15 protein-coding genes are annotated in these 22,801 nt (G+C 71.4%); 7 read left to right on the plus strand and 8 right to left on the minus strand.

Annotated features, from left to right (window positions below; translation table 11 throughout):
* Positions 1-394: 394 nt before the first annotated feature.
* Positions 395-2,080 carry a ribonuclease J gene (locus ACH4DX_RS32140; protein WP_398123119.1) on the minus strand — a complete coding sequence of 562 codons (1,686 nt, stop codon included), beginning with the start codon at positions 2,078-2,080 and terminating at the stop codon, positions 395-397.
* Between the two features lie 129 nt (positions 2,081-2,209).
* Positions 2,210-3,109 (minus strand): 4-hydroxy-tetrahydrodipicolinate synthase, encoded by a 900-nt coding sequence (gene dapA / locus ACH4DX_RS32145; RefSeq protein WP_398123118.1) that lies wholly within the window; start codon positions 3,107-3,109, stop codon positions 2,210-2,212.
* A gap of 563 nt (positions 3,110-3,672) precedes the next feature.
* Between dapA and ACH4DX_RS32150 the strand changes: the two genes are divergently transcribed.
* Positions 3,673-3,912 (plus strand): hypothetical protein, encoded by a 240-nt coding sequence (locus tag ACH4DX_RS32150; RefSeq protein ID WP_398123117.1) that lies wholly within the window; start codon positions 3,673-3,675, stop codon positions 3,910-3,912.
* Between the two features lie 90 nt (positions 3,913-4,002).
* The gene (locus ACH4DX_RS32155) at positions 4,003-4,563 is read left to right on the plus strand and encodes a hypothetical protein (protein WP_398123116.1); all 561 of its coding nucleotides are present in this window, start codon (positions 4,003-4,005) and stop codon (positions 4,561-4,563) included.
* Between the two features lie 33 nt (positions 4,564-4,596).
* Here the strand turns inward: ACH4DX_RS32155 and ACH4DX_RS32160 are convergent, their stop codons facing one another.
* The 6 genes from ACH4DX_RS32160 to eccD form a co-directional block, all read right to left on the minus strand.
* Positions 4,597-5,049 (minus strand): hypothetical protein, encoded by a 453-nt coding sequence (locus ACH4DX_RS32160; protein WP_398157680.1) that lies wholly within the window; start codon positions 5,047-5,049, stop codon positions 4,597-4,599.
* A gap of 5 nt (positions 5,050-5,054) precedes the next feature.
* Positions 5,055-5,807, minus strand: coding sequence for a 4-hydroxy-tetrahydrodipicolinate reductase (dapB, locus tag ACH4DX_RS32165; RefSeq protein ID WP_398123114.1), 753 nt, complete (start codon positions 5,805-5,807; stop codon positions 5,055-5,057).
* 56 nt (positions 5,808-5,863) lie between these two features.
* Positions 5,864-7,243 carry a M16 family metallopeptidase gene (locus ACH4DX_RS32170; protein ID WP_398123113.1) on the minus strand — a complete coding sequence of 460 codons (1,380 nt, stop codon included), beginning with the start codon at positions 7,241-7,243 and terminating at the stop codon, positions 5,864-5,866.
* A complete protein-coding gene (locus ACH4DX_RS32175) occupies positions 7,240-9,480 on the minus strand; it encodes a polyribonucleotide nucleotidyltransferase (RefSeq protein WP_398123112.1) in 2,241 nt (746 codons plus the stop codon). Before ACH4DX_RS32175 ends, ACH4DX_RS32170 begins: the two co-directional genes overlap by 4 nt.
* 420 nt (positions 9,481-9,900) lie before the next feature.
* Positions 9,901-10,188 (minus strand): 30S ribosomal protein S15, encoded by a 288-nt coding sequence (gene rpsO / locus ACH4DX_RS32180; RefSeq protein ID WP_030567128.1) that lies wholly within the window; start codon positions 10,186-10,188, stop codon positions 9,901-9,903.
* Positions 10,189-10,474: 286 nt separating this feature from the next.
* Positions 10,475-12,022 carry a type VII secretion integral membrane protein EccD gene (eccD, locus tag ACH4DX_RS32185; RefSeq protein WP_398157746.1) on the minus strand — a complete coding sequence of 516 codons (1,548 nt, stop codon included), beginning with the start codon at positions 12,020-12,022 and terminating at the stop codon, positions 10,475-10,477.
* Positions 12,023-12,233: 211 nt separating this feature from the next.
* On the opposite strand from eccD, the gene eccCa reads away from it, so the two are divergent.
* From eccCa to ACH4DX_RS32210, 5 genes are all read left to right on the plus strand, one after another.
* A complete protein-coding gene (gene eccCa, locus ACH4DX_RS32190) occupies positions 12,234-16,208 on the plus strand; it encodes a type VII secretion protein EccCa (protein WP_398157681.1) in 3,975 nt (1,324 codons plus the stop codon).
* Between the two features lie 155 nt (positions 16,209-16,363).
* The gene (locus ACH4DX_RS32195; RefSeq protein WP_398123109.1) at positions 16,364-16,690 is read left to right on the plus strand and encodes a DUF397 domain-containing protein; all 327 of its coding nucleotides are present in this window, start codon (positions 16,364-16,366) and stop codon (positions 16,688-16,690) included.
* Between the two features lie 36 nt (positions 16,691-16,726).
* The gene (locus tag ACH4DX_RS32200; RefSeq protein ID WP_398157682.1) at positions 16,727-17,323 is read left to right on the plus strand and encodes a hypothetical protein; all 597 of its coding nucleotides are present in this window, start codon (positions 16,727-16,729) and stop codon (positions 17,321-17,323) included.
* Positions 17,320-17,982 (plus strand): hypothetical protein, encoded by a 663-nt coding sequence (locus tag ACH4DX_RS32205; RefSeq protein ID WP_398157683.1) that lies wholly within the window; start codon positions 17,320-17,322, stop codon positions 17,980-17,982. The genes ACH4DX_RS32200 and ACH4DX_RS32205 overlap by 4 nt, the downstream gene beginning before the upstream one ends.
* Positions 17,982-22,796 (plus strand): putative T7SS-secreted protein, encoded by a 4,815-nt coding sequence (locus ACH4DX_RS32210; RefSeq protein ID WP_398157684.1) that lies wholly within the window; start codon positions 17,982-17,984, stop codon positions 22,794-22,796. Before ACH4DX_RS32205 ends, ACH4DX_RS32210 begins: the two co-directional genes overlap by 1 nt.
* The last annotated feature ends 5 nt before the right edge of the window (positions 22,797-22,801 follow it).

Genomic DNA, 22,801 nt, shown 5'->3' on the forward strand with positions numbered 1-22,801 from the left:
TTTTGGCACGCTGTTGAGTTCTCAAGGAACGGACGCTTCCTTTGTACTCACCCGAGAGACTCTCTCAGGCTTTCCTCCGGGCGCTTCCCTTCGGTTTTTCTTCTGTTCTTGCGTTTCCGACTCTATCAGATCTTTCCGGCTTCCCGTTCCGATCCGATTTCCTCGGTGCTTTCCAGGTCTTCGCTTTCGCGTTTCCCTTTCCGGCGGCTCCGACTTTATCAGAGATTCTGAGTCGGAATTTCCGTCCCGTTCGGGGCGCCCCCGGCACACTGTGCGCGGCGGTTCCCCGTATGGCGGAGCCGTAAACGTACTGGAGCGGGGCGCCCCGATGCAAATCGAGGCGCCCCGCTCCGGAAGACCGCTAGTCAGATGGGTCGGACGGGCCGGTGGACCGTCAGACCTCCACGACGACGGGCAGGATCATCGGGCGGCGGCGGTAGTTGTCCGAGACCCACTTGCCCAGCGTGCGGCGGATGAGCTGCTGTAGCTGGTGGGGCTCGACCACGCCGTCCTGGGCCGACTTCTCCAGGACTTCCTGGACCTTCGGCAGGACCGCGTTGAAGGCGGAGTCCTCGATGCCGGACCCACGGGCCTGGACGTGCGGGCCCCCGGTGATCTTGCCGGTGGTCGAGTCGACCACGACGAAGACCGAGATGATGCCCTCGTCCCCGAGGATCTTGCGGTCCTTCAGCGCGGGCTCGCCCACGTCGCCTACGGAGAGACCGTCGACGTACACGTACCCGGCCTGGACCTTGCCCACGATCTTGGCCTTGCCCTCGACGAGGTCGACGACGACGCCGTCCTCGGCGATGACGATCCGGTCGTGCGGGACGCCGGTGAGGGCGCCCAGTTCGGCGTTGGCACGCAAGTGCCGCCATTCGCCGTGGACCGGCATCAGGTTCTTCGGCCGGCAGATGTTGTAGAAGTACAGCAGCTCGCCGGCCGACGCGTGGCCCGAGACGTGCACCTTGGCGTTGCCCTTGTGCACGACGTTGGCGCCCCAGCGGGTGAGGCCGTTGATGACGCGGTAGACCGCGTTCTCGTTGCCCGGGATGAGGGACGACGCCAGGATCACCGTGTCGCCGGAGACGATGCGGATCTGGTGGTCGCGGTTGGCCATGCGCGACAGCGCGGCCATCGGCTCGCCCTGGGAGCCCGTGCAGACCAGGACGACCTCGTGGTCGGGCAGGTCGTCGAGGGTCTTGACGTCGACGACGAGGCCCGGCGGAACCTTCAGATAGCCGAGGTCACGGGCGATGCCCATGTTGCGGACCATGGAGCGGCCGACGAAGGCGACCCGGCGGCCGTACTCGTGGGCAGCGTCGAGGATCTGCTGGATGCGGTGCACGTGGCTGGCGAAGCTCGCCACGATGATCCGCTTGCGGGCGCCCGCGAACACCTGGCGGAGCACGTTCGAGATGTCGCGCTCCGGCGGCACGAAGCCCGGGACCTCGGCGTTCGTCGAGTCGGAGAGGAGGAGGTCGATGCCCTCCTCGCTCAGCCGCGCGAAGGCGTGCAGGTCGGTCAGGCGGTGGTCCAGCGGCAGCTGGTCCATCTTGAAGTCGCCGGTGTGCACGACCATGCCCGCGGGGGTGCGGATGGCCACGGCCAGGGCGTCCGGGATGGAGTGGTTGACCGCGACGAACTCGCAGTCGAAAGGACCGACGCGCTCACGGTGGCCCTCGGCCACCTCCAGCGTGTACGGCCGGATGCGGTGCTCCTGGAGCTTGGCCTCGATCAGGGCGAGGGTCAGCTTGGAGCCGATCAGCGGGATGTCCGGCTTCTCGCGCAGGAGATAGGGGACACCGCCGATGTGGTCCTCGTGGCCGTGCGTGAGGACGATGCCCTCGATGTCGTCGAGGCGGTCCCGGATGGACGTGAAGTCCGGCAGGATCAGATCGATGCCGGGCTGCTCCTCCTCGGGGAAGAGCACGCCGCAGTCGACGATCAGAAGACGCCCGCCGTACTCGAAGACGGTCATGTTGCGGCCGATCTCGCCGAGGCCGCCGAGCGGGGTGACCCGGAGGCCGCCCTTCGGGAGCTTGGGCGGGGCGCCGAGTTCAGGATGCGGATGACTCAAAAGACTCTCCTCACCACGCACGCCACGTACCTGAGGGGCACGTGGCGCGCATGACGTTCGTGCAGTAGCAGTTGTGTGGTCGCAGGCTCCTGGCCTGCGGTGTTGCATATTCAGTTATGAAGTCTGTGGCTACAGCTGTACCCCGCCTGCGGCGAGGTCGATCTTGAGCTGGGCCGTCTCCTCGGGTGACAGTTCGACGAGGGGAAGGCGCAGCGGCCCGGCGGGGCGGCCTTGCAGGGCGAGCGCCGCCTTGCTCGTGATCACACCCTGCGTACGGAACATGCCCGTGAACACCGGGAGCAGTCGCTGGTGGATCTCGGTCGCCTTCTGGACGTCGCCGTTGCCGTACGCCTCCAGCATCGCGCGCAGCTCGGGCGTGACGACGTGGCTGACCACGGAGACGAAACCACAGGCGCCCACCGAGAGCAGCGGCAGGTTCAGCATGTCGTCGCCGGAGTACCAGGCGAGGCCGGAGCGGGCGATGGCCCAGCTGGCGCGGCCGAGGTCGCCCTTGGCGTCCTTGTTGGCGACGATCCGGGGGTGCTCGGCGAGGCGGACGATCGTCTCGGTGTTGATCGGCACCCCGCTGCGCCCCGGGATGTCGTACAGCATCACCGGCAGCTCGGTGGCGTCGGCGATCGCGGTGAAGTGCCGGAGAAGGCCCTCCTGCGGCGGCTTGTTGTAGTACGGCGTGACGGTGAGCAGTCCGTGCGCGCCGGCTCGCTCGGCGGCGCGGGCGAGTTCGATGCTGTGGCGGGTGTCGTTCGTGCCGACGCCGGCCACGATGTGGGCGCGGTCTCCGACGGCGTCCGCTACGGCTCGTACGAGTTCTGCTTTCTCCGCGTCGCTGGTGGTCGGGGACTCGCCGGTGGTGCCATTGACGATCAGGCCGTCGTTGCCTGCGTCCACCAGATGCGCGGCGAGCTGGCGCGCGCCGTCGAGGTCGAGTGCGCCGTCCGCCGTGAACGGCGTGACCATGGCGGTGAGGACCCGCCCGAAGGGGGTCTGCGGAGTGGAGGTCGGAGCCATGGGTAACACGCTACTCGCTGCTCAGCGCGGGGTCGCCCCTCGGGTGACGCACAGGGCCTGACAGAGGAGGAGCCCGGCACTGCCTGCTCGGGGGTTCAAGCAGTGCCGGGTCCGTTTGATCAGGCTAGATGAACTTCTAGAAATGCCGCAATACGGACACTTCACTCGCCCATCCGCACATCAGTGCCGCAGCGAACCGCGCGTCCACGCCGTGCGCGGCGCCACGAGGAGCGTCGCACGCGGTCGTGCGCCCCCGGTCGGGGAGCGTGCGGTGCACGACGCGCACACCGGGGCGGCCGCTCGACGGCACGACTCGGCCATAGGCACAGGCAGCAGGACCGGAAGCGGCACCAGCACCCCCACCTGCATCGGTACCGGCATCGGCATCGGCAAGCGGCGAGCGGCGAGCGGCCCTCCGGTGCTGGCCGCCCGGTGCTCGCCGCCCAGTGCCGCGTCACGGCAATCTTCGGCGAATTTGCGGAATCCGGGCACCTTTTGGGCGATTCGAGCGTCTGTCTTGTTGACACAGTTCAGTTCGAGTCCCGTGAGGAGACGCGCTACCCATGTTCCGTCGGCGAGAGCCCGTACCCTTCGCCTTCGTCGCCGAAGCCGACAAGTTCCGCAGCAACGTCACTCCCCCGCCTCGTGAGCGCGCCACGGCCGGCCAGATCATGGGCCGCACGCTCATCGGCCTCACCGTGGTGGCCGGCCTGGTGGGCTCCCTGCTCTTCGGGATGCCCGCGATGTCCGCCGACCAGACGCCCGCCAAGACCCAGCAGTCCGAAGCCTTCGACGGACGCTGACCCCCTTGGCCCCCCAAGGGTGGTAGCAGGGAGCACGGCTCGATAGCCTCACCGGGCACAGCCCATGCGTGGATCGAGTGAGGATCAGCCGTGCCCCTGCCCTTCCTGACCGCGGATCGCGCCTTCGACGACGCGGCGCACGATGTCGCGCTGCCCTTCGACGACCGCGACCGCTGGCGCCGGCCGTACCGCCCCGGCCCCTGGCGGGTGGGAGCCGCCGCCGTGCTGCTGCTCCTGGCCTCGTACGTGCTCGCGGCCGCCGTGATCATCGCCGTCGCCGAGTCGCTGCCGGGCGCCGCGGTCTGCGCGGGGCTCGCCGCCCTCATCATCGCCGCCGCCCTGCGGCTGCTGCGCATGGGCACCTGGGTGAGCGCGCAGGGGCTGCGCAGGGTCTCGTTCCTGGCCACCCGGACGGTGCCGTGGACGCAGGTGGGCTCGGTGCGCACGACGCAGCAGCCCGTGCGGTGGCTCGGACTGCCCCGCACGGTGCAGGGGCAGGCGCTGCTCCTCGTACGGCAGGACCGGGCCGCCGCCGATCCGTGGCTGCTCCTGACCGACAGGAACGCGGACTTCCTGGCACGTCGCGCGGCCTTCGACCGGGCGGCCGACACGGTCGAGGTGTGGGCCGAGGAGTACCGGCCCACCGCCTGACAGCACGCCGAGCCGGGCGGAGCACCCTGCCCCCTACGCGCCGAGCGCCCCGCCCTCATGGAGGGTGATCGCCCGCTGCATGGCCTTGCGCGCGCGGGGGGTGTCCCGCGCGTCGTGGTAGGCGATGGCGAGCCGGAACCAGCAGCGCCAGTCGTCGGGGGTGTCCTCCGTCTCCGCCTTGCGCCGGGCGAAGACCTCGTCCGCCGAGTCCCGGTCGATACGGCCGCTTGGCGTCCGCTTCAACTCGTCGACGGGCAGCCCGCCTTCGGCCTCCAGCTCGGCGGCGAGCCGGTTCGCGCGCTGCACGAACCGGGTGTTCTGCCACAGGAACCAGACGCCGATGACCGGCAGGATGAGCACCGCGACACCGAAGGTGACGGTGAGCAGGGTGCCGTGCTGTATCAGGAGCACGCCACGGCTGCCGACCAGGACGAAGTAGACGACCAGGACGGCAGCCGTGACGGCGTAGGTGATCTTTGCGCGCATGACGGTCAGTTCAGGTCCAGGAAGTGTTCGAGGCCGAACGTCAGGCCCGGTGTGGACACCACCCGGCGGGCGCCGAGCAGGATGCCCGGCATGAAGCTGCTGTGGTGCAGCGAGTCGTGGCGGACCGTGAGGGTCTCGCCCTCGCCGCCGAGCAGGACCTCCTGGTGGGCGAGGAGGCCGCGCAGCCGCACCGAGTGGACCGGTACCCCCTCGACGTCCGCGCCGCGGGCGCCGTCGAGGGCGGTGCTCGTGGCGTCGGGCTGCGGGGCGCTGCCCGCTTCCCGGCGCGCCTCGGCGATCAGCTGGGCGGTGCGCGTGGCGGTACCGCTCGGTGCGTCCACCTTGTTCGGGTGGTGCAGCTCGACGACCTCGACCGACTCGAAGTACGGCGCCGCGAGCTGCGCGAACCTCATGGTCAGAACCGCGCCGATGGAGAAGTTGGGGGCGATGAGGACGCCCGTCCCCGGGGACGCTTCCAGTGCGGCCCGCAGCCGCGCGAGGCGCTCGTCGGTCCATCCCGTCGTACCGACGACGGCGTGGATTCCGTTTCGTACGCAGAAGTCGAGGTTGTCCATCACCGAACCCGGGTCGGTCAGTTCGACCGCGACCTGGGCGCCGGCTTCCACCAGCGTCTCCAGCTTGTCGCCGCGGCTCAGTCCGGCGACCAGTTCCATGTCGTCGGCGGCCTCGACGGCCCGGACGGCTTCGGAGCCGATCCGGCCCCTGGCGCCGATGACCGCCACGCGCAGCTTGCTCATGTCCTTCATCCTTAAACGGGAGTCGGTCCTCGGGAGGACTGGGTCCTGCGGACGGTCTAGGCGACCGCGTCGTGCAGGCGCGTGACCTGCTTGTCCTTGAGCGGGCCGATCGCCGAGAGCGAGGGGCGCCGACCGAGGACGTCACCGGCCACCGCGCGCACCTCGTCGGGGGTGACCGCCGTGATCTTCGCGAGCATGTCGTCGACGGACATCTGCTCGCCCCAGCACAGCTCACTCTTGCCGATACGGTTCATCAGCGCGCCGGTGTCCTCGAGACCGAGGACGGTGGAGCCCGCGAGCTGGCCGATGGCGCGGGCGACCTCGTCGTCCGTGAGACCGTCCCTGGCGACCTGGTCCAGCTGGTCGCGGCAGATCTTCAGGACGTCGTGCACCTGGCTCGGGCGGCAGCCCGCGTACACGCCGAAGAGACCGGTGTCGGCGAAGCCCGAGGTGTACGAGTACACGCTGTACGCCAGGCCGCGCTTCTCCCTGACCTCCTGGAACAGCCGCGAGGACATGCCGCCGCCGAGCGCGGCGTTCAGGACCCCGAGGGCCCAGCGGCGCTCGTCGGTGCGGGCGAGGCCCGGCATGCCGAGGATGACGTGGGCCTGCTCGGTCCTGCGATCGACGATCTCCACCCGGCCCGAGGTGGTCAGGCGGCGCGAGCCGGAGCGCGGGGCCACCGGGGTGGCGTCCGTGCGGTGCAGCGCGCCGGCCTTCTCGAAGGCCGCGCGGACCTGGCGGACGACCTTCTGGTGGTCCACGTTGCCGGCCGCGGCGACGACCAGGTGGGTCGGGTCGTAGTGCTTCTTGTAGAAGCGGCGGATGCGGTCGGCCGTCAGGGCGTTGATCGTGTCGACGGTGCCGAGGACCGGGCGGCCGAGGGGGGTGTCGCCGAGCATCGTGTGCGCGAACAGGTCGTGCACGCAGTCGCCCGGGTCGTCCTCCGTCATCGCGATCTCTTCGAGGATGACGCCGCGCTCGGCGTCCACGTCCTCCTGCTCGATGAGCGAGCCGGTGAGCATGTCGCAGACGACGTCGATCGCCAAAGGCAGGTCGGTGTCGAGCACGCGTGCGTAGTAGCACGTGTACTCCTTGGCCGTGAACGCGTTCATCTCGCCGCCGACCGCGTCGATCGCCGAGGAGATGTCCAGGGCGCTGCGGCGGGCGGTGCCCTTGAAGAGCAGGTGCTCCAGGTAGTGCGTGGCGCCGTTCAGGGCGGGGGTCTCGTCGCGGGAGCCGACGTGGGCCCAGATGCCGAAGGTGGCCGAGCGGACGGACGGCAGGGTCTCGGTGACGACGCGCAGGCCGCCGGGGAGGGTGGTCTTGCGGACCGTGCCGATGCCGTCGCGGCCCTTGATGAGGGTTTGGGTACGGGCGACGGCCCGCGCCTCCGAAGAGGTGCGGGCCGTCGCCTTGGAGCTACGGGACGTCACTTGGCGGCGTCGTCCTTCGTCTCGGAGGCCTTCTCGTCGGCGTTCTCCTCGCCGTCCTCGCCCTCGACGACGGGGATCAGGGAGAGCTTGCCGCGGGAGTCGATCTCGGCGATCTCGACCTGGACCTTCTGGCCCACGCCGAGGACGTCCTCGACGTTCTCCACGCGCTTGCCGCCGGCGAGCTTGCGGATCTGCGAGATGTGCAGCAGACCGTCCTTGCCCGGGAGCAGCGACACGAACGCACCGAAGGTGGTGGTCTTGACGACCGTGCCCAGGTAGCGCTCGCCGACCTCCGGCATGGTCGGGTTGGCGATGCCGTTGATCGTGGCGCGGGCGGCCTCGGCGGCCGGGCCGTCGGCGGCACCGATGTAGATGGTGCCGTCGTCCTCGATCGTGATGTCGGCGCCCGTGTCCTCCTGGATCTGGTTGATCATCTTGCCCTTCGGGCCGATGACCTCACCGATCTTGTCCACCGGGATCTTGACGGTGATGATCCGCGGGGCGTTCGGGGACATCTCGTCCGGGACGTCGATCGCTTCCATCATCACGTCGAGGATGTGGAGGCGGGCGTCACGAGCCTGCTTCAGCGCGGCGGCCAGGACCGAGGCGGGGATGCCGTCGAGCTTGGTGTCGAGCTGGAGGGCGGTCACGAACTGCTTCGTGCCCGCGACCTTGAAGTCCATGTCGCCGAAGGCGTCCTCCGCACCGAGGATGTCGGTGAGGGCGACGTAGTGCGTCTGGCCGTCGATCTCCTGGGAGATCAGACCCATGGCGATACCGGCGACGGCGGCCTTCAGCGGCACACCGGCGTTCAGGAGCGACATCGTGGAGGCGCAGACCGAGCCCATGGACGTCGAGCCGTTGGAACCGAGGGCCTCGGAGACCTGACGGATCGCGTACGGGAACTCCTCGCGCGAGGGGAGCACCGGCACGATGGCGCGCTCGGCGAGCGCGCCGTGGCCGATCTCGCGGCGCTTGGGCGAACCGACGCGGCCCGTCTCACCGACGGAGTACGGCGGGAAGTTGTAGTTGTGCATGTAGCGCTTGCGCGTCACCGGGGACAGCGTGTCGAGCTGCTGCTCCATCCGGAGCATGTTCAGCGTCGTCACGCCGAGGATCTGGGTCTCGCCGCGCTCGAAGAGCGCCGAGCCGTGCACGCGCGGGATGGCCTCGACCTCGGCGGCGAGCGTACGGATGTCCGTGACGCCGCGGCCGTCGATGCGGACCTTGTCCTTGATGACGCGCTCGCGGACCAGCTTCTTGGTCAGCGCGCGGTAGGCGCCCGAGATCTCCTTCTCGCGGCCCTCGAACTGCGGGAGCAGCTTCTCGGAGGCGATCTCCTTGACGCGGTCGAGCTCGGCCTCGCGCTCCTGCTTGCCGGGGATGGTCAGGGCCTGGGAGAGCTCCGACTTCACGGCGGCGGTGAGGGCCTCCAGGACGTCGTCCTCGTAGTCCAGGAAGACCGGGAAGTCGCCGGTGGGCTTGGCGGCCTTGGCGGCGAGGTCGGCCTGGGCCTTGCAGAGGACCTTGATGAAGGGCTTCGCGGCCTCGAGACCGGCGGCGACGACCTCCTCCGTGGGGGCCTCCGCGCCGTCCTTGACGAGCTGGACGGTCTTCTCGGTGGCCTCGGCCTCGACCATCATGATCGCGACGTCGCCGTCCTCGAGGACGCGACCGGCGACGACCATGTCGAAGACGGCGTCCTCGAGCTCGGTGTGCGTCGGGAAGGCGACCCACTGGCCCTTGATGAGCGCCACACGCGTGCCGCCGATCGGGCCCGAGAAGGGCAGTCCCGCCAGCTGCGTGGAGCAGGAGGCGGCGTTGATCGCGACCACGTCGTACAGGTGGTCGGGGTTGAGCGCCATGATCGTCTCGACGATCTGGATCTCGTTGCGCAGGCCCTTCTTGAAGGAAGGACGCAGCGGGCGGTCGATCAGGCGGCAGGTCAGGACCGCGTCCTCGGAGGGACGGCCCTCACGGCGGAAGAAGGAGCCGGGGATCTTGCCGGCCGCGTACTGCCGCTCCTCGACGTCCACCGTGAGGGGGAAGAAGTCGAGCTGGTCCTTGGGCTTCTTGGACGCGCTGGTGGCCGAGAGGACCATCGTGTCGTCGTCCAGGTAGGCCACGGCGGAGCCGGCGGCCTGACGGGCCAGGCGGCCCGTCTCGAAGCGGATGGTGCGGGTGCCGAAGGTGCCGTTGTCGATGACGGCCTCGGCGTAGTGGGTCTCGTTCTCCACCAGCGAATCTCCTACGTTCGTCTGCACTCCCGGGCCCGTGTGGCCCTGGAGCTCCCCCGGGCCCGTGTGGCCCGGAAGTGCCCCGGGCCCGTGTGGCCCGGGGTTTTCCACCGCGGGCCCGTGTGGCCCTGCGGTGGTGGGAGAAGCGCGCCGTGCGTGCGGGCCGGTCTTCGATCGAAGCACCCGGGGTTCGTCCTTCTCGTATCCCGGGGGCCACTACCGAGGACCGGCGGCGGCTGGATGCGCTTCTCCTATGGGGTTGTGGGCACGGGCTCGCGCCCGCGTCCGGCGTGTGTGCCGGTGTCCTGCGGTGTGCCGGACGTCACCAGACTACAAAGCCACGCCGACAACGCGCACGTACGGCAAAGGGAGCGGCCCCCTTCGAGTGCTTCGAGTGGGAACCGCTCCCTTCACGGCGTCTTACTTGGCGCCCGCCGCGCCGCGGCGGATGCCGAGCCGGTCGACCAGGGCACGGAAGCGCTGGATGTCCTTCTTGGCCAGGTACTGCAGCAGACGGCGGCGCTGACCGACGAGGATCAGCAGACCACGACGGGAGTGGTGGTCGTGCTTGTGCGTCTTGAGGTGCTCGGTCAGGTCCGAGATGCGGCGGGAGAGCAGCGCCACCTGGACCTCGGGGGAGCCGGTGTCGCCCTCCTTCTGGCCGAACTCGGACATGATCTGCTTCTTCGTAGCGGCGTCGAGCGACACGCGTACTCCTTGAGATGTCTTCAGTGCCTTCGAGTGCCCCTGGTCTTCTACTCAGGGGAGCTTCCGTGACTCGGGAGGCCGGGGTCCGCCCTGGGGCGGGTCCACCTTGGGGGGTGGGGTTCCGCCTCGGGAGGCGGGGTGCCGCGGCGCTTCTCCCTGGCCTGGGGGCCTCGGGGGGTGCGCAGACATGCGGGCGTTACACAGAGTACCAGGCCGGGAGCGGGGACCTGCCCGGGCCGTCCCGGGCTCCCCCGGACCCCCCACCGCCCTGCCGGAACCGCTCGCGTCAGCTCGTCATCGCGCGGGCCGACGCGTACACGTCGAACACGGCCAGGGTGAGCGGGAGCAGGGTGAGCAGGACGAAGACCTCCGCGATCTCCAGGAAGCGGCCCCAGAAGGGGGTCACCCCGCTACGGGCGGTGATCAGGCCGATGGCGGTGGTCAGCGCGGCCGCGGCGGCGATGGCGGCCACGAGCCAGATGGTGCGCAGGTCGAGCGCGCCGGAGTCGCCCGCGAGGGCGTCTCGGACCAGGTGCTGCGGCGGGTTCAGGCACAGCCCGACGCCGAGCAGGACCAGGCAGGCGAGCCCGGCGGCCAGCGTGGCGGCGACCTGGGCCGTGTAGCGGAAGAGCTGGGCGCGCATGAGCATGGCGACACCGGTGGCGAAGGCGAGCAGCTGGGCCCACGCGTCGTCCGCGGAGCCGAGGACCGCCGCGGCGCCGACGGACACCAGTGCGCAGCCGCCGACGAGGCCGACGAGCAGTTCGTGGCCGCGGCGGGCCTGGGCGGCGATGCGCTCGGCGTCGACGGGGTCGTGGGGCGCGGGGTCCGGGTCGGGGTCGTAGGCCCGGCGGGAGGCGTGCGGCGGGTCGTAGCCGATGGGCAGCCGGGCGAAGCGCATCGAGAGGCCCGGCAGGAAGGCGAGCGCGCCGACGGCGAACGGGGCGCAGAGCGCCGCGGTCTCGGTGGGTGTCAGCTCGCACAGGCTCGCCGTGAACGAGGCGGCGAGCCCCACGGCGGCGGCGAAGGCCCAGGCCACGAACGGGCCGTCCGCGCGCGGCGACACCAGGACGAGCACCACCGAGGCGATCAGCACGGCCGCGCAGCCGAGCAGGAACTGGAGCTTGCCGATCCCCTGCCCCTCCACGGGCGCGAGCAGCCCCGAGCCCGCGACCGCCACGTTCGGCAGCGCCCCGAGGCCGAGCGCGACGGCCCCGGCCCGGTCGTCGTAGATCCGGGCCCGGACACCGGCGAGGGTGAGCAGCAGCAGGCCGGCGACGGCGGCGAGGATGCCGGTCAGGCCGTGCGTGTCGTGCCGGGGGGCTGCGGACCAGGCCGCGAGGGCGAGGAGGACCGGGAGGACGGCGCCACCGGTCAGGCCCGCGAGGCGGGTCAGCTCGGCGTTCCACAGGGAGCGGTCGCGCGTGACGGCGGAGGCGATGGCGTCGGACACGTCGTCGAAGACGGCAGGGGGCAGTGACGCGGAGAAGGGCCGCAGCGTGAGGAGTTCCCCGTCGAGGATGCGCTGGGCCGCGAAGGAGCGCGCGCTGTCGAGGACCGCGCCGTCCCGGCGTACGAGGTGGTAGCCGACGGGGGCGCCTTCGGCGGGGCGCTGCCGCGACAGGCGCAGGACCTCCGGGTAGAGGTCGGCGACCGCGACGTCGTCGGGCAGCGCCACGTCGACGCGGCTGTCGGGGGCGACGATCGTGACGCGGCAGAAACCGAGTCCGGCGACGGTCCCGGGGAGCGCGGCGTCCGGTCCGGCGGCGGCAGGAACGCCGCTCCCGGGTGCCTGTCCCGGCCCGTTGGCGCCGGCGGCGGCAGAAGTCGTCACGCTCACCCGTCGTTCCCCCCTCGGCGCTCCCGCTGCCGACCACCCCGAACGGCCCGCTTGCTTCGCTGAGTTCGCAGATGCTCACGCGAACCGGGGAAACCCTATCGCCCCGTGCGACGGGGCGTGTCAGTAGGATCGCGAGTCGGCCGACATCCGCCCCCGCAGGGTCGTGCGGGGCGGTTCCGCACTCCGGCAAGGGATTTGGTGGGCAGTGAGCCACATCGTCGTCAAGCGACCGCCGCGCGCTCTGCCGTCCGAGGTGCCCACGGCCGAGGTCGTCCTGCAACCCCCTCCTGAGCTGCCGCGCGGCCAGCAGGAGGGCGCGCTGATGCAGTTGCTGCCCATGCTGGGCATGGGTGGCTCCGTGGTGTTCTTCTTCATGCCCACGGCGCATCCGTTCATGAGGATCATGGGCATGGTGATGATCGCGTCGACCGTCGCCATGGCGGTGGCGATGCTCGTCCGGCACCGTCGCGGGACCCAGGGTCAGTTGGCCGATATGCGCCGCGATTATCTTCGGTATCTGGCGCAAACACGACGCGCCGCCGTCGCAGCGGAGCGGGCGCAGCGGGACGCGCAGTACTACCTCCACCCCTCGCCCGAGCAGCTGTGGGCGCTCGTCGCCGAGGGCAGCCGGGTGTGGGAGCGGCGGCCCGGCGACGCGGACTTCGGGCAGGTGCGCGTGGGCCTCGGCCCGCAGGCGCTCGCCACACCGCTGCGCGCCCCGGAGACGGCACCGGTCGACGACCTCGAACCGCTGACCGCCGGCGCGATGCAGCGCTTCATCGCCGCGCACACCACCGTGGCCGACCTGCCGATGGCCGTGTCCCTGCGGGCCTTCTACCACCTGACCCTGAGCGGTGAGCCGGAGTCGGTCCGCGCCGCGGCACGCGCCCTGACGGCCTCTCTCGTCTCGCTGCACTCGCCCCAGGACGTGGTCGTCGCCGTCGCGGCGGGGCAGGACGCGAGGGCCCACTGGGAGTGGACGAAGTGGCTTCCGCACTGCCAGGCGCCCGACGCGGCCGACGGCGCGGGCTCGCGCCGTCTGATCAGCACCGATCCGCGCGAGCTCGAACAGCTCCTCGCCGCCCGCCTCGCCGGCCGCCCGCGCTTCCAGGCGTCCGGGACGCCCGTGCCCGACGAGCCGCACCTCGTCGTCGTCCTCGACGGCGTCACGCTCTCGCCGGACTCCCCCCTCGCGACGGCGGAGGGACTCCAGGGCGTCACGGTCGTCGAGGTCGTGCCGGGCGAGCCCGCGGGCGGTCGCGGCGGCCTGTCGGTCGTCGTACGGCCGGATGTGCTGCGTATGGAATCCGGCCACGGTCTGGTGTACGAGGGCACTCCCGACGTGCTCTCGTACGAAGCCGCCGAGGCGCTCGCGCGGCAGCTCGCCCCGCTGCGCGTCGCGTCGGGCGGTGACGACGACCAGCCGCTGCTCGCCAACCTGGACTTCACCGACCTGCTCGGCCTCGGCGACGCCGCGTCGGTGGACACCGCCCGCACCTGGCGGCCGCGCTCCCTCGCCGAGCGGCTGCGCGTCCCGATCGGGGTGGGCGAGGACGGCCGCCCGGTGATGCTCGACCTCAAGGAGGCCGCCCAGGAGGGCATGGGGCCGCACGGCCTGTGCGTGGGAGCGACGGGTTCCGGCAAGTCGGAACTGCTGCGCACCCTCGTCCTCGGCCTCGCCGTCACGCACTCCTCGGAGACGCTGAACTTCGTCCTCGCCGACTTCAAGGGCGGCGCGACCTTCGCGGGCATGGCGCAGCTGCCGCACGTCGCCGCGATGATCACCAACCTCGCGGACGACCTGGCGCTCGTGGACCGCATGGGCGACTCCATCCGCGGTGAGCTGAACCGCCGCCAGGAACTCCTGCGCGACGCGGGCAACTTCGCGAACATCCACGACTACGAGAAGGCGCGGGCGGCGGGCGCGCCCTTACAGCCCATTCCCTCTCTGGTGCTCGTGATCGACGAGTTCAGCGAGCTGCTCACCGCCAAGCCCGATTTCATCGACATGTTCGTGCAGATCGGGCGCATCGGCCGCTCGCTCGGCGTGCATCTGCTGCTCGCGTCGCAGCGACTGGAGGAGGGGCGCCTCCGGGGCCTGGAGACCTACCTCTCCTACCGCGTGGGCCTGCGCACGTTCTCCGTGGCGGAGTCCCGCGCGGCGCTCGGCGTCGCCGACGCCTACCACCTGCCGAACGTTCCCGGCTCCGGCTACCTCAAGTTCGGCACGGACGAGATGGTGCGCTTCAAGGCCGCGTACGTCTCCGGAGCGTATCGGTCCGGTTCGGCGCGGGCCGCCGCGCTCGGCGGGCCTCTGCCGGTGGACCGGCGTCCGGTGCTGTTCACAGCGGCCGAGGTACCGGTGCGCTATGCGCGTGCCACGGTGCCGGAGCCGCGGGCCGCCACGGGCCCCGACCCCGATGACGCGCTCGCCGACACGGTGCTCGATGTGATCGTGGGCCGCGTCGAGGCCCGCGGCCCGGCCGCGCACCAGGTGTGGCTGCCGCCGCTCGACAGTCCGCCGCCGCTCGACGCGCTGCTTCCCGGTCTCACGGCCGTGCCCGGCCGCGGTCTCACACAGCCCGGTTACGAGGGCGCGGGGCGCCTCGTCGTACCGCTCGGCCTGGTCGACAAGCCGTACGAACAGCGCCGTGACCCGCTCTGGTGCGACTTCGCGGGCGCGGCCGGCCACTTGCAGATCCTGGGCGGCCCGCAGTCCGGGAAGTCGACGCTGCTGCGCTCCCTGATCGCGTCCTTCGCGCTCACCCACACCCCGCACGAGGTGCAGTTCTACGGCCTCGACTTCGGCGGTGGCGGTCTCTCCGCGGTGGCGGGCCTGCCGCATGTCGGCGGGGTGGCGTCCCGGCTCGACCCGGAGCGGGTGCGGCGAACGGTCGCCGAGGTGTACGGCGTCCTCGCGCGCCGCGAGGAGTACTTCCGTACGGCGGGCATCGCGTCGATCGCCGACTTCCGGGCCCGCCGGGCCAGCGGTGACATCGCCGTCCCCGACCAGCCGTGGGGCGATGTCTTTCTGGTGATCGACGGGTGGGGCAACTTCCGTTCCGAGTACGAGGCCCTCGAGGAGCACGTCCTCGACATCGCGGCCCGCGGCCTCGGCTACGGCATCCACCTGGTCCTCGCCGCGTCCCGGTCGATGGAGGTCCGCGCGAACCTCAAGGACCACCTGGTCAACCGTCTGGAGCTGCGGCTCGGTGACACGATGGACTCCGAGTTCGACCGCAGGGTCGCCGCCAACGTGCCCGCGGGGGTGCCCGGCCGCGGCCAGTCACCGCACAAGCAGCACTTCATGGCGGCCGTCCCGCGTATCGACGGCGTCACGTCGGACGCCGACCTCGCCGGGGCCACCGCCGCGCTCGCCGCCGAGGTCGCCCGGCACTGGACGCTGCCCGCGGCGCCCGAGGTGCGGCTGCTCCCCCGTGAACTGCCCGCGGAGCAGCTGCCTCCGGGAAATGCGTTCCCCGACCGCGGTGTGGCCTTCGGCCTCGACGAGTCCCGTCTCGAACCCGTCTTCGTGGACTTCGAGCAGGACCCGTTCTTCCTGGTCCTCGGTGAGAGCGAGGCGGGCAAGTCGAACCTGCTGCGCCTGCTCGTCCAGCGCCTGACGGAGCGCTACAGCGGCGACGCGTGCAAACTCTTCGTCGTCGACAACCGCCGCTCGCTCCTCGACGTCACCCCGGCCTCGCACCTGGCGGAGTACGTCCCGATGTCGAACGCCATGGACCACCACGTCGACGCCCTCGCCGACCTGATGCGGCGCCGCACGCCGAGCCCCGATGTCACCGCGCGGCAGCTGCGCGAGCGCTCCTGGTGGTCGGGGCCGACGGTGTTCGTGGTCGTGGACGACTACGACCTCGTCTCGACGTCCAGCGGCAACCCGCTCGCCAAGCTCGCCGACGCGCTTCCCTTCGCCCGTGACGTGGGGGTCCGCTTCATCATCGCGCGCTCGACCGCGGGCGCGAGCCGGGCGGCGTACGAGCCCTTCATGCAGCGCATGCTGGAACTGGGGGCGCAGGGTGTCGTCATGGCCGGTGATCCGAGCGAGGGCGACGTCCTCGGCGGGGTGCGGCCCCGGCCGATGCCGGTCGGGCGGGGCGTCTTCGTCTCGCGCAAGCGCGGGAAGCCTTTGGTGCAGACGGGGTTGGTGGCGGGGCAGCCGTGAGTGGCCGGGGTCGGCCCTCGGTTGGCGGGAGGCAGCACCAAGTCGGCTGGAGGGTGACCCGAGTTGGCGAGAGGCAGCCGTGAGTAACAGAGTGCGAAGTAGGGTGTGCGCACAGTTCGTCCGTACGCCGTACGTCGGGAAGGGGCCGCTTCACCATGGCCGAGGCACAGAACGAGGCGCAGGAGCAGGGCCGGGAGTCGGAGCAGGAGATCAAGGCGCGCAAGGAGCGGGAGAAGAACGAGCTCTACGGGCTCGACATCTCCGGCGTCGAGTGGCACAGCGCGCCGGGCACCGAGACGCACGAGGAGCGCGTCGAGATCGCGTACCTGCCCGGCGGCGCCGTCGCCATGCGGTCCTCCCTCGAACCGGAGACCGTCCTGCGCTACACCGAGGCGGAGTGGACGGCCTTCGTACTCGGGGCGCGGGACGGGGAGTTCGACCTGGAGCCGTCACCGCGGAACGGCGGTACGGCCGCGGAGTAGGCCCTGCGGTCGCCCCGCCGGGCCGGGGGGCAGCTCATGAGCGGTGACGAGGAGGGCGTGGCCGCGCGGCCGGTGCGGCGGTCGCGGCTCGCGGAGCTGGCGGACATGACGGTGCCGGGGCCGGTGCAGGGACCGGCGGGACCGGTGCAAGGACCGGCCGTGCGGGAGGAACCGGCCGTGCGGGAGGAACCGGCGGAAGCGCCCCAAGCCCCCGGGCCACCCGCCCCCGCCGTCGCCGCCACCCCCGCCGCCATCGACACCCCCACCGCCCGGCAGCGCCGTGAGTTCGCCGTCCTGCTCGGCGAGTTCCGGCGTACGGCGGTGCTGTTGCCCCTCGGCGCGGACGAGTCCCCCCTCGTGGCGGACCTCGACGGTCTGCGGTGGTTGTACGCGTTCTCGGACGAGGCGGCCCTGGCCCGTTTCGCGCGGGCGCGGGGCGAGACGGCACGCGCCTGGGACTACCGGCGCGTCCTGGGCGCCCGGCTGCTGGACGCCGTGGTTCCGGGGGTCGGCGTGCCGTGCGGGGTGGCGCTCGACGTGGGCAGCGAGGGGCACGAGGTGCTGTTCCCGCCGGTCCTCGGCATCGTGCCGGATGCAGTGGCGGTGGACGTGGACGAGGGGGAACGGCAGTGAGCCAGGGTGTACCGGACTTGCAGGCAGGCGGCCTGCGTCGCATAGCCGAGGGCATCGATCTGGTGCTCGACGAGCTCAAGGAACTCGGCATGGCGGGCGCGGCCGGTGCCGGGCGCGGCTTCGACGACATCGCCCTGACGGGACTCCAGCTGGGGCACGGCGGTCTGACCGCCGACTTCAGGACGTTCTGTGAGCGCTGGGAGTGGGGGGTGCGCTCCCTCGTCAACGAGGGGAACGGCTTCGCGCGCGGGGTGGGGCTCTCCGCAGGAACGTTCCACGAGACGGAGAAGTACGTGGAGGGCTCGCTCAAGATCGCCATGAACGCCGCGAATCCCGGGGGCAGCCCGTACGCGAGCGAGGACGACGTCACGCGGAAGAACTGGGGCGAGCTGACCGAGTACCCGTTCTCGGGCGCGGACTACAGCCTGGGCTCCGTCATGGACGCCAAGGACAACGCCGTACAGGGCTGGAAGGACGCGTCCCGGGACGCGGCGACCTCACCGCTGCTCGGGCCCGTGCCGCGGCAGGTGACCGGCATGAGCGACGAGGAGTACGCGGCCCAGTTCGACGAAACGTTTGGCCCCTCGCCCGACGACCGGGCCGCGGACGCCGCGGGCCGGCCGGAACAGACCGGGCGGCAGGGCGGCGGTACGCACTGATGGGCATCGGCGACAGCATCGGAGACGCCTTCGGCAAAGGCGTCGACGTCGCGAAGGACGGTCTGGGCGACGCGAAGGACGCCGTCGGCGAAGGCCTCGACTCCGGGCTCGGGCAGTTGGAGGACGGCTGGGACTCGGCGAAGAGGTACGCGGGCGAGGGCATCGAGTGGGGTGGGAGGCGGCTCGGGGACGGCCTCGACCACGTCGGAGCGCACGGCGCCGCGGACTCGGTCGAGGACTACACCGACGGCCTCGCCTCCCGTCTCGGCGCGGACGTCGCCGAGCAGCAGCTCGGGCAGACCGAGGAGGCCGATGAGCTGGTCCACGGCAACCCGGGGGCGATCCGCAGGAGCGCCGGGCACCTGAAGGACTTCGCCAAGGCCTTCGACAAGGTCGGCGGCGGCATGTGCAGCCTCGACTCCTCCCACTGGCGGGGCGAGGCGGCCACCGCCTTCCGTGAGAAGTTCGCCGTGCACCCCGCCAAGTGGCTGCACGCGGCGGACGCCTGCGAACAGGCGGGACAGGCCCTGTCGACGTACGCGGACACGGTCGGGTGGGCACAGGGGCAGGCGCAGGACGCCGTCGACCTGTACAAGAAGGGCAAGCAGACCTCCGACAGGGCGGTGGAGGCCTACGACAAGCGCGTCCACACGTACAACGCGGCAATCGCGCTGGACAAGGACCCGGGGCCGCGCCCGGAGCCCTTCGAGGACCCGGGCAGGGCCGACATGGAGCGCGCCCAGGAGATGCTCGCCGAGGCGCGCCGCCAGCGCGACGACGCGGGTCGCGCCGCGGCGGCCGTGGTCAGGGCCGCGCTGGCGCACGCCCCGGCGGAGCCGCCGCCGCTGGCCCGGCTGAAGTCCAACGGCGTCGACGTCCTCAAGGGGACGGGCCTGGAGCTCACCCATGTCGGGGGCGGCGTCCTGAAGGGAGCCGCGGGCCTCGCCAACACCGCGCGCGGCCTCAACCCGCTCGACCCGTACAACATCACCCATCCCGCCGAGCACCTCCAGAACGTGCACACGACGCTGGCCGGCCTCGTCTCGACGGCGGTGCAGCCGGACCGCGCCGCGAAGGACATGTACGAGTCGTTCAAGAAGGACCCCTCCGAGTTCGGGGGGAGGTTGTTGCCGGAGGCGATCGGGACCAAGGGGGCGGGGCTCGCGCGCGGCGGTGTCAGGGCCGCCGCGCGGCGCGGTGCGGGTGACACGGCGGGGACCGGCGGCGGGCGCGGGGCGCGCGGTGCCGTCGGCGACGACCCCGGGAGGGGGTCGCGCCAGGAGGGCGTGGAGAGCCGGGGCACGGACCCGATCGACCTCGCCACCGGCAGGATGTACCTCCCGCAGACCGACCTCAGCCTGCCCGGCACGCTCCCCTTCGCCTTCAGGCGGCGGGTCGAGTCCGGCTACGCGCTGGGGCGCTGGTTCGGCCCGTCCTGGTCGTCGACGATCGACCAGCACCTGGAGATCGACTCCGAGGGCGTCGTCCTCGTCACGGAGGACGGCCTGCTGCTCCCCTACCCGCACCCCGCTTCGGGCCTGCCCACCCTGCCGACCCACGGTCCGCCCCGCCCCCTCGACCGCGTGGACGGTGGCTACACGATCACCGATCCGGCCACGTCGCGGGTGTGGCACTTCGCCGACCGCGGGGACGCCCTGGCGGTCATCGAGCAGATCGACGACCGCAACGGCAACCGGATCACCTTCGAGTACGACGCCGACGGCGCCCCCCTGTCGGTCGTGCACAGCGGCGGCTACCACGTCCGCGTCACCACCGGGTCCGGCCGTGTCACCGCCCTGCACCTGGCGGGCGCGGCCCCCGACGGCACGGACCAGGAACTGGTCCGCTACGGCTACACCGACGGAGACCTGACGGAGGTCACCAACTCCTCGGGGCGGCCGCTGCGCTTCACCTACGACGAAGCGGGCCGCGTCACGTCGTGGACGGACACCAACGACCGCGGCTACACCTACGCCTACGACGACCAGGACCGGTGCGTGGCGGAGGGCGGCTCCGCGGGGCACATGAGCCTGCGCCTCACCTACGAGGAGCCGGACCCGGTGACCGGCCTGCGGGCGACGACCACCACCACGGACGCGGGCCACACCCGCCGCTTCCTGGTCGACGGGGCCTGGCGGGTCGTCGCCGACGTCGACCCGCTGGGCGCGGTCACGCGCCATGAGCGCGACCACCGCAACCGCCTGCTGTCCCGCACGGATCCGCTGGGCCACACCACGTCCTACACCTACGACGAGGCGGGCAACGTGATCCGTCTCGTACGCCCCGACGGCCGGGAGGCGAGGGCGGAGTACGACGAGTTCGGGCTGCCGACGCGCGTGGTGACCCCCGACGGGCAGGTCTGGCGCCACACGTACGACGAGCGCGGCAACCGCACATCGGTGACGGACCCGGCGGGTGCGACCACCCGCTTCACGTACGACGGGGCGGGCGGCCTGTCGTCCGTCACCGACCCCCTCGGCAACACGACCACGGTCCGCTGCGACCGGGCGGGACTCCCGCTGGAGACCGTCGACCCGCTCGGCGCGGTGACCCGCTTCGAGCGCGACGCCTTCGGCAGGCCCACCGCCGTCGTGGACGCCCTGGGTGCCACGACCCGTCTGGAGTGGACGGTGGAGGGGCACATCGCCCGGCGGGTGGCCCCGGACGGAACGGCGGAGTCCTGGACGTACGACGGCGAGGGCAACCGCACCACGTACGTGGACGCGATGGGCGCGGTCTCCTCGTACGAGTACACGCACTTCGACCTGCTCTCGGCCCGCACGGGTCCGGACGGTGCGCGCTACGAGTTCACGCACGACTCGGAACTCCGCCTCACCGAGGTACGGAACCCGCAGGGTCTGACCTGGAGCTACGCCGTCGACGCCGCGGGCCGCCCGCTGTCGGAGACGGACTTCGACGGCCGCACGCTGACGTACGAGCACGACGCGGCCGGGCGGTTGCGCTCCCGCACGAACGCGCTCGGCCAGAGGGTGTCCTTCGTGCGCAACGCCCTCGGCCAGGTCGTCCGCAAGGACGTCGACGGCCGGGTCACGACCTTCGCGTACGACATGACGGACCAGTTGGCCGAGGCCGCGGGGCCGGGCGACGCCTCGCTGAGCCTGCTCCGCGACCGCTTCGGCAGGCTGAGGTCGGAGAAGGCGGACGGCCGCGAGGTCACCTACGCGTACGACGGCTCGGGGCGCCGTACGGGTCGCACCACCCCCTCCGGGGCGACGAGCACGTGGACGTACGACGCGGCCGGCCGCCACGCCCGGCTGCGGGCGTCGGGCCGGGCCATCGACTTCACGTACGACGCGACGGGTCGTGAACTCACGCGCCACCTGGGCGACTTCGCCACCTTCTCGCACACCTTCGACGCCCTGGGCCGCCTCACCACGCAGTCGGTCACCGCGGCCGACGGCCACGCGGTGCAGGACCGTACGTACTCCTACCGCGCGGACGGCAACCTCATCGGCGTCGACGACCGTCTCCGCGGCACCCGCCGCTTCGACCTGGACACGGCGGGGCGTGTCACCGCCGTGCGCGCGGCGAACTGGACGGAGACGTACGCGTACGACGAGGCGGGCAACCAGACGGAGGCGTCCTGGCCCGCGTCGCACCCGGGGCACGAGGCCACCGGCGCCCGCGCCTACTCCGGCACGAGGATCACCCGGGCCGGGTCGGTCCGCTACGAACACGACGCCCTCGGCCGCGTCACCCTCCGCCAGAAGCCCCGCCTCTCCCGGAAACCGGACACCTGGCGGTACACCTGGGACGCGGAGGATCGACTGACGTCGACGGTCACGCCGGACGGGACGGTGTGGCGGTACCGGTACGACGCGCTGGGGCGGCGCACCGCCAAGATGCGTATGGCCGCGGACGGTTCGACGGTCGTCGAGAGGGTGGACTTCGCGTGGGACGGGGCGACGCTGTGCGAACAGACGACGACGTCGGCCGACCTGCCGAACCCGGTGACGCTCACGTGGGACCACCGGGGGGTGCGGCCTGTCGCCCAGAGGGAACGCGTTGTGTCGGCCGCGGCGGTCGACTGGGCCGAGGCGTCCGGTGCGTCCGGTGCGTTTGACGCGCCCGGTGCGGCCGGTGCGCCCGGTGCGCCCGGTGCATTCAACGCGCCTGACGCTCCCGCCGCGTCCGACGCGTCCACGGCTTCCCGGACCGAGATCGACTCCCGGTTCTTCGCCATCGTCACGGACCTGGTGGGCACGCCGAGCGAACTCGTCGACGAACAGGGCGAGATCGCGTGGCACACGCGGGGCACGCTGTGGGGGGCTACGGCTTGGGCGGCGGGGAGCACGGCGTATACGCCGCTGCGGTTTCCGGGGCAGTACTTCGACCCGGAGACGGGGCTGCATTACAACTACTTTCGGCATTACGATCCGGAGACAGCTCGGTACCTAACGCTCGACCCGTTGGGACTCGCCCCGGCACCCAACCCCGCGGCCTACGTTCATAACCCTCATACGCGGGTCGATATCCTAGGCCTCGCTCCCGGGTACCCACAGCCCGATCCCTTGGCCAGTGAGATAGCGAGGCATGCTAACGAGGAGGCAATCCGCCCGGACGGAAACGGGACGCATTACGTCAGGGGTGTTCACCCGGACTCCCTGGCGTACTACGTCGATGGCGTCATAAACGGTGACACGCCGAATATTGATATCCGATATGACCTTAGGGACGGACGAGTTGGGTACTGGGACCCGGAAAAGCAAGCAGTCGTCATCGAGGACGGAGACGGCGGTACGACTTTCACGCCGAGAGGTGGAAGGGATTGGTTTGACAACGTCCTGGAGTGAGGAGA

Origin of the sequence: Streptomyces sp. NPDC017940 (assembly GCF_044328435.1) — a bacterium.
Taxonomy (GTDB): domain Bacteria; phylum Actinomycetota; class Actinomycetes; order Streptomycetales; family Streptomycetaceae; genus Streptomyces.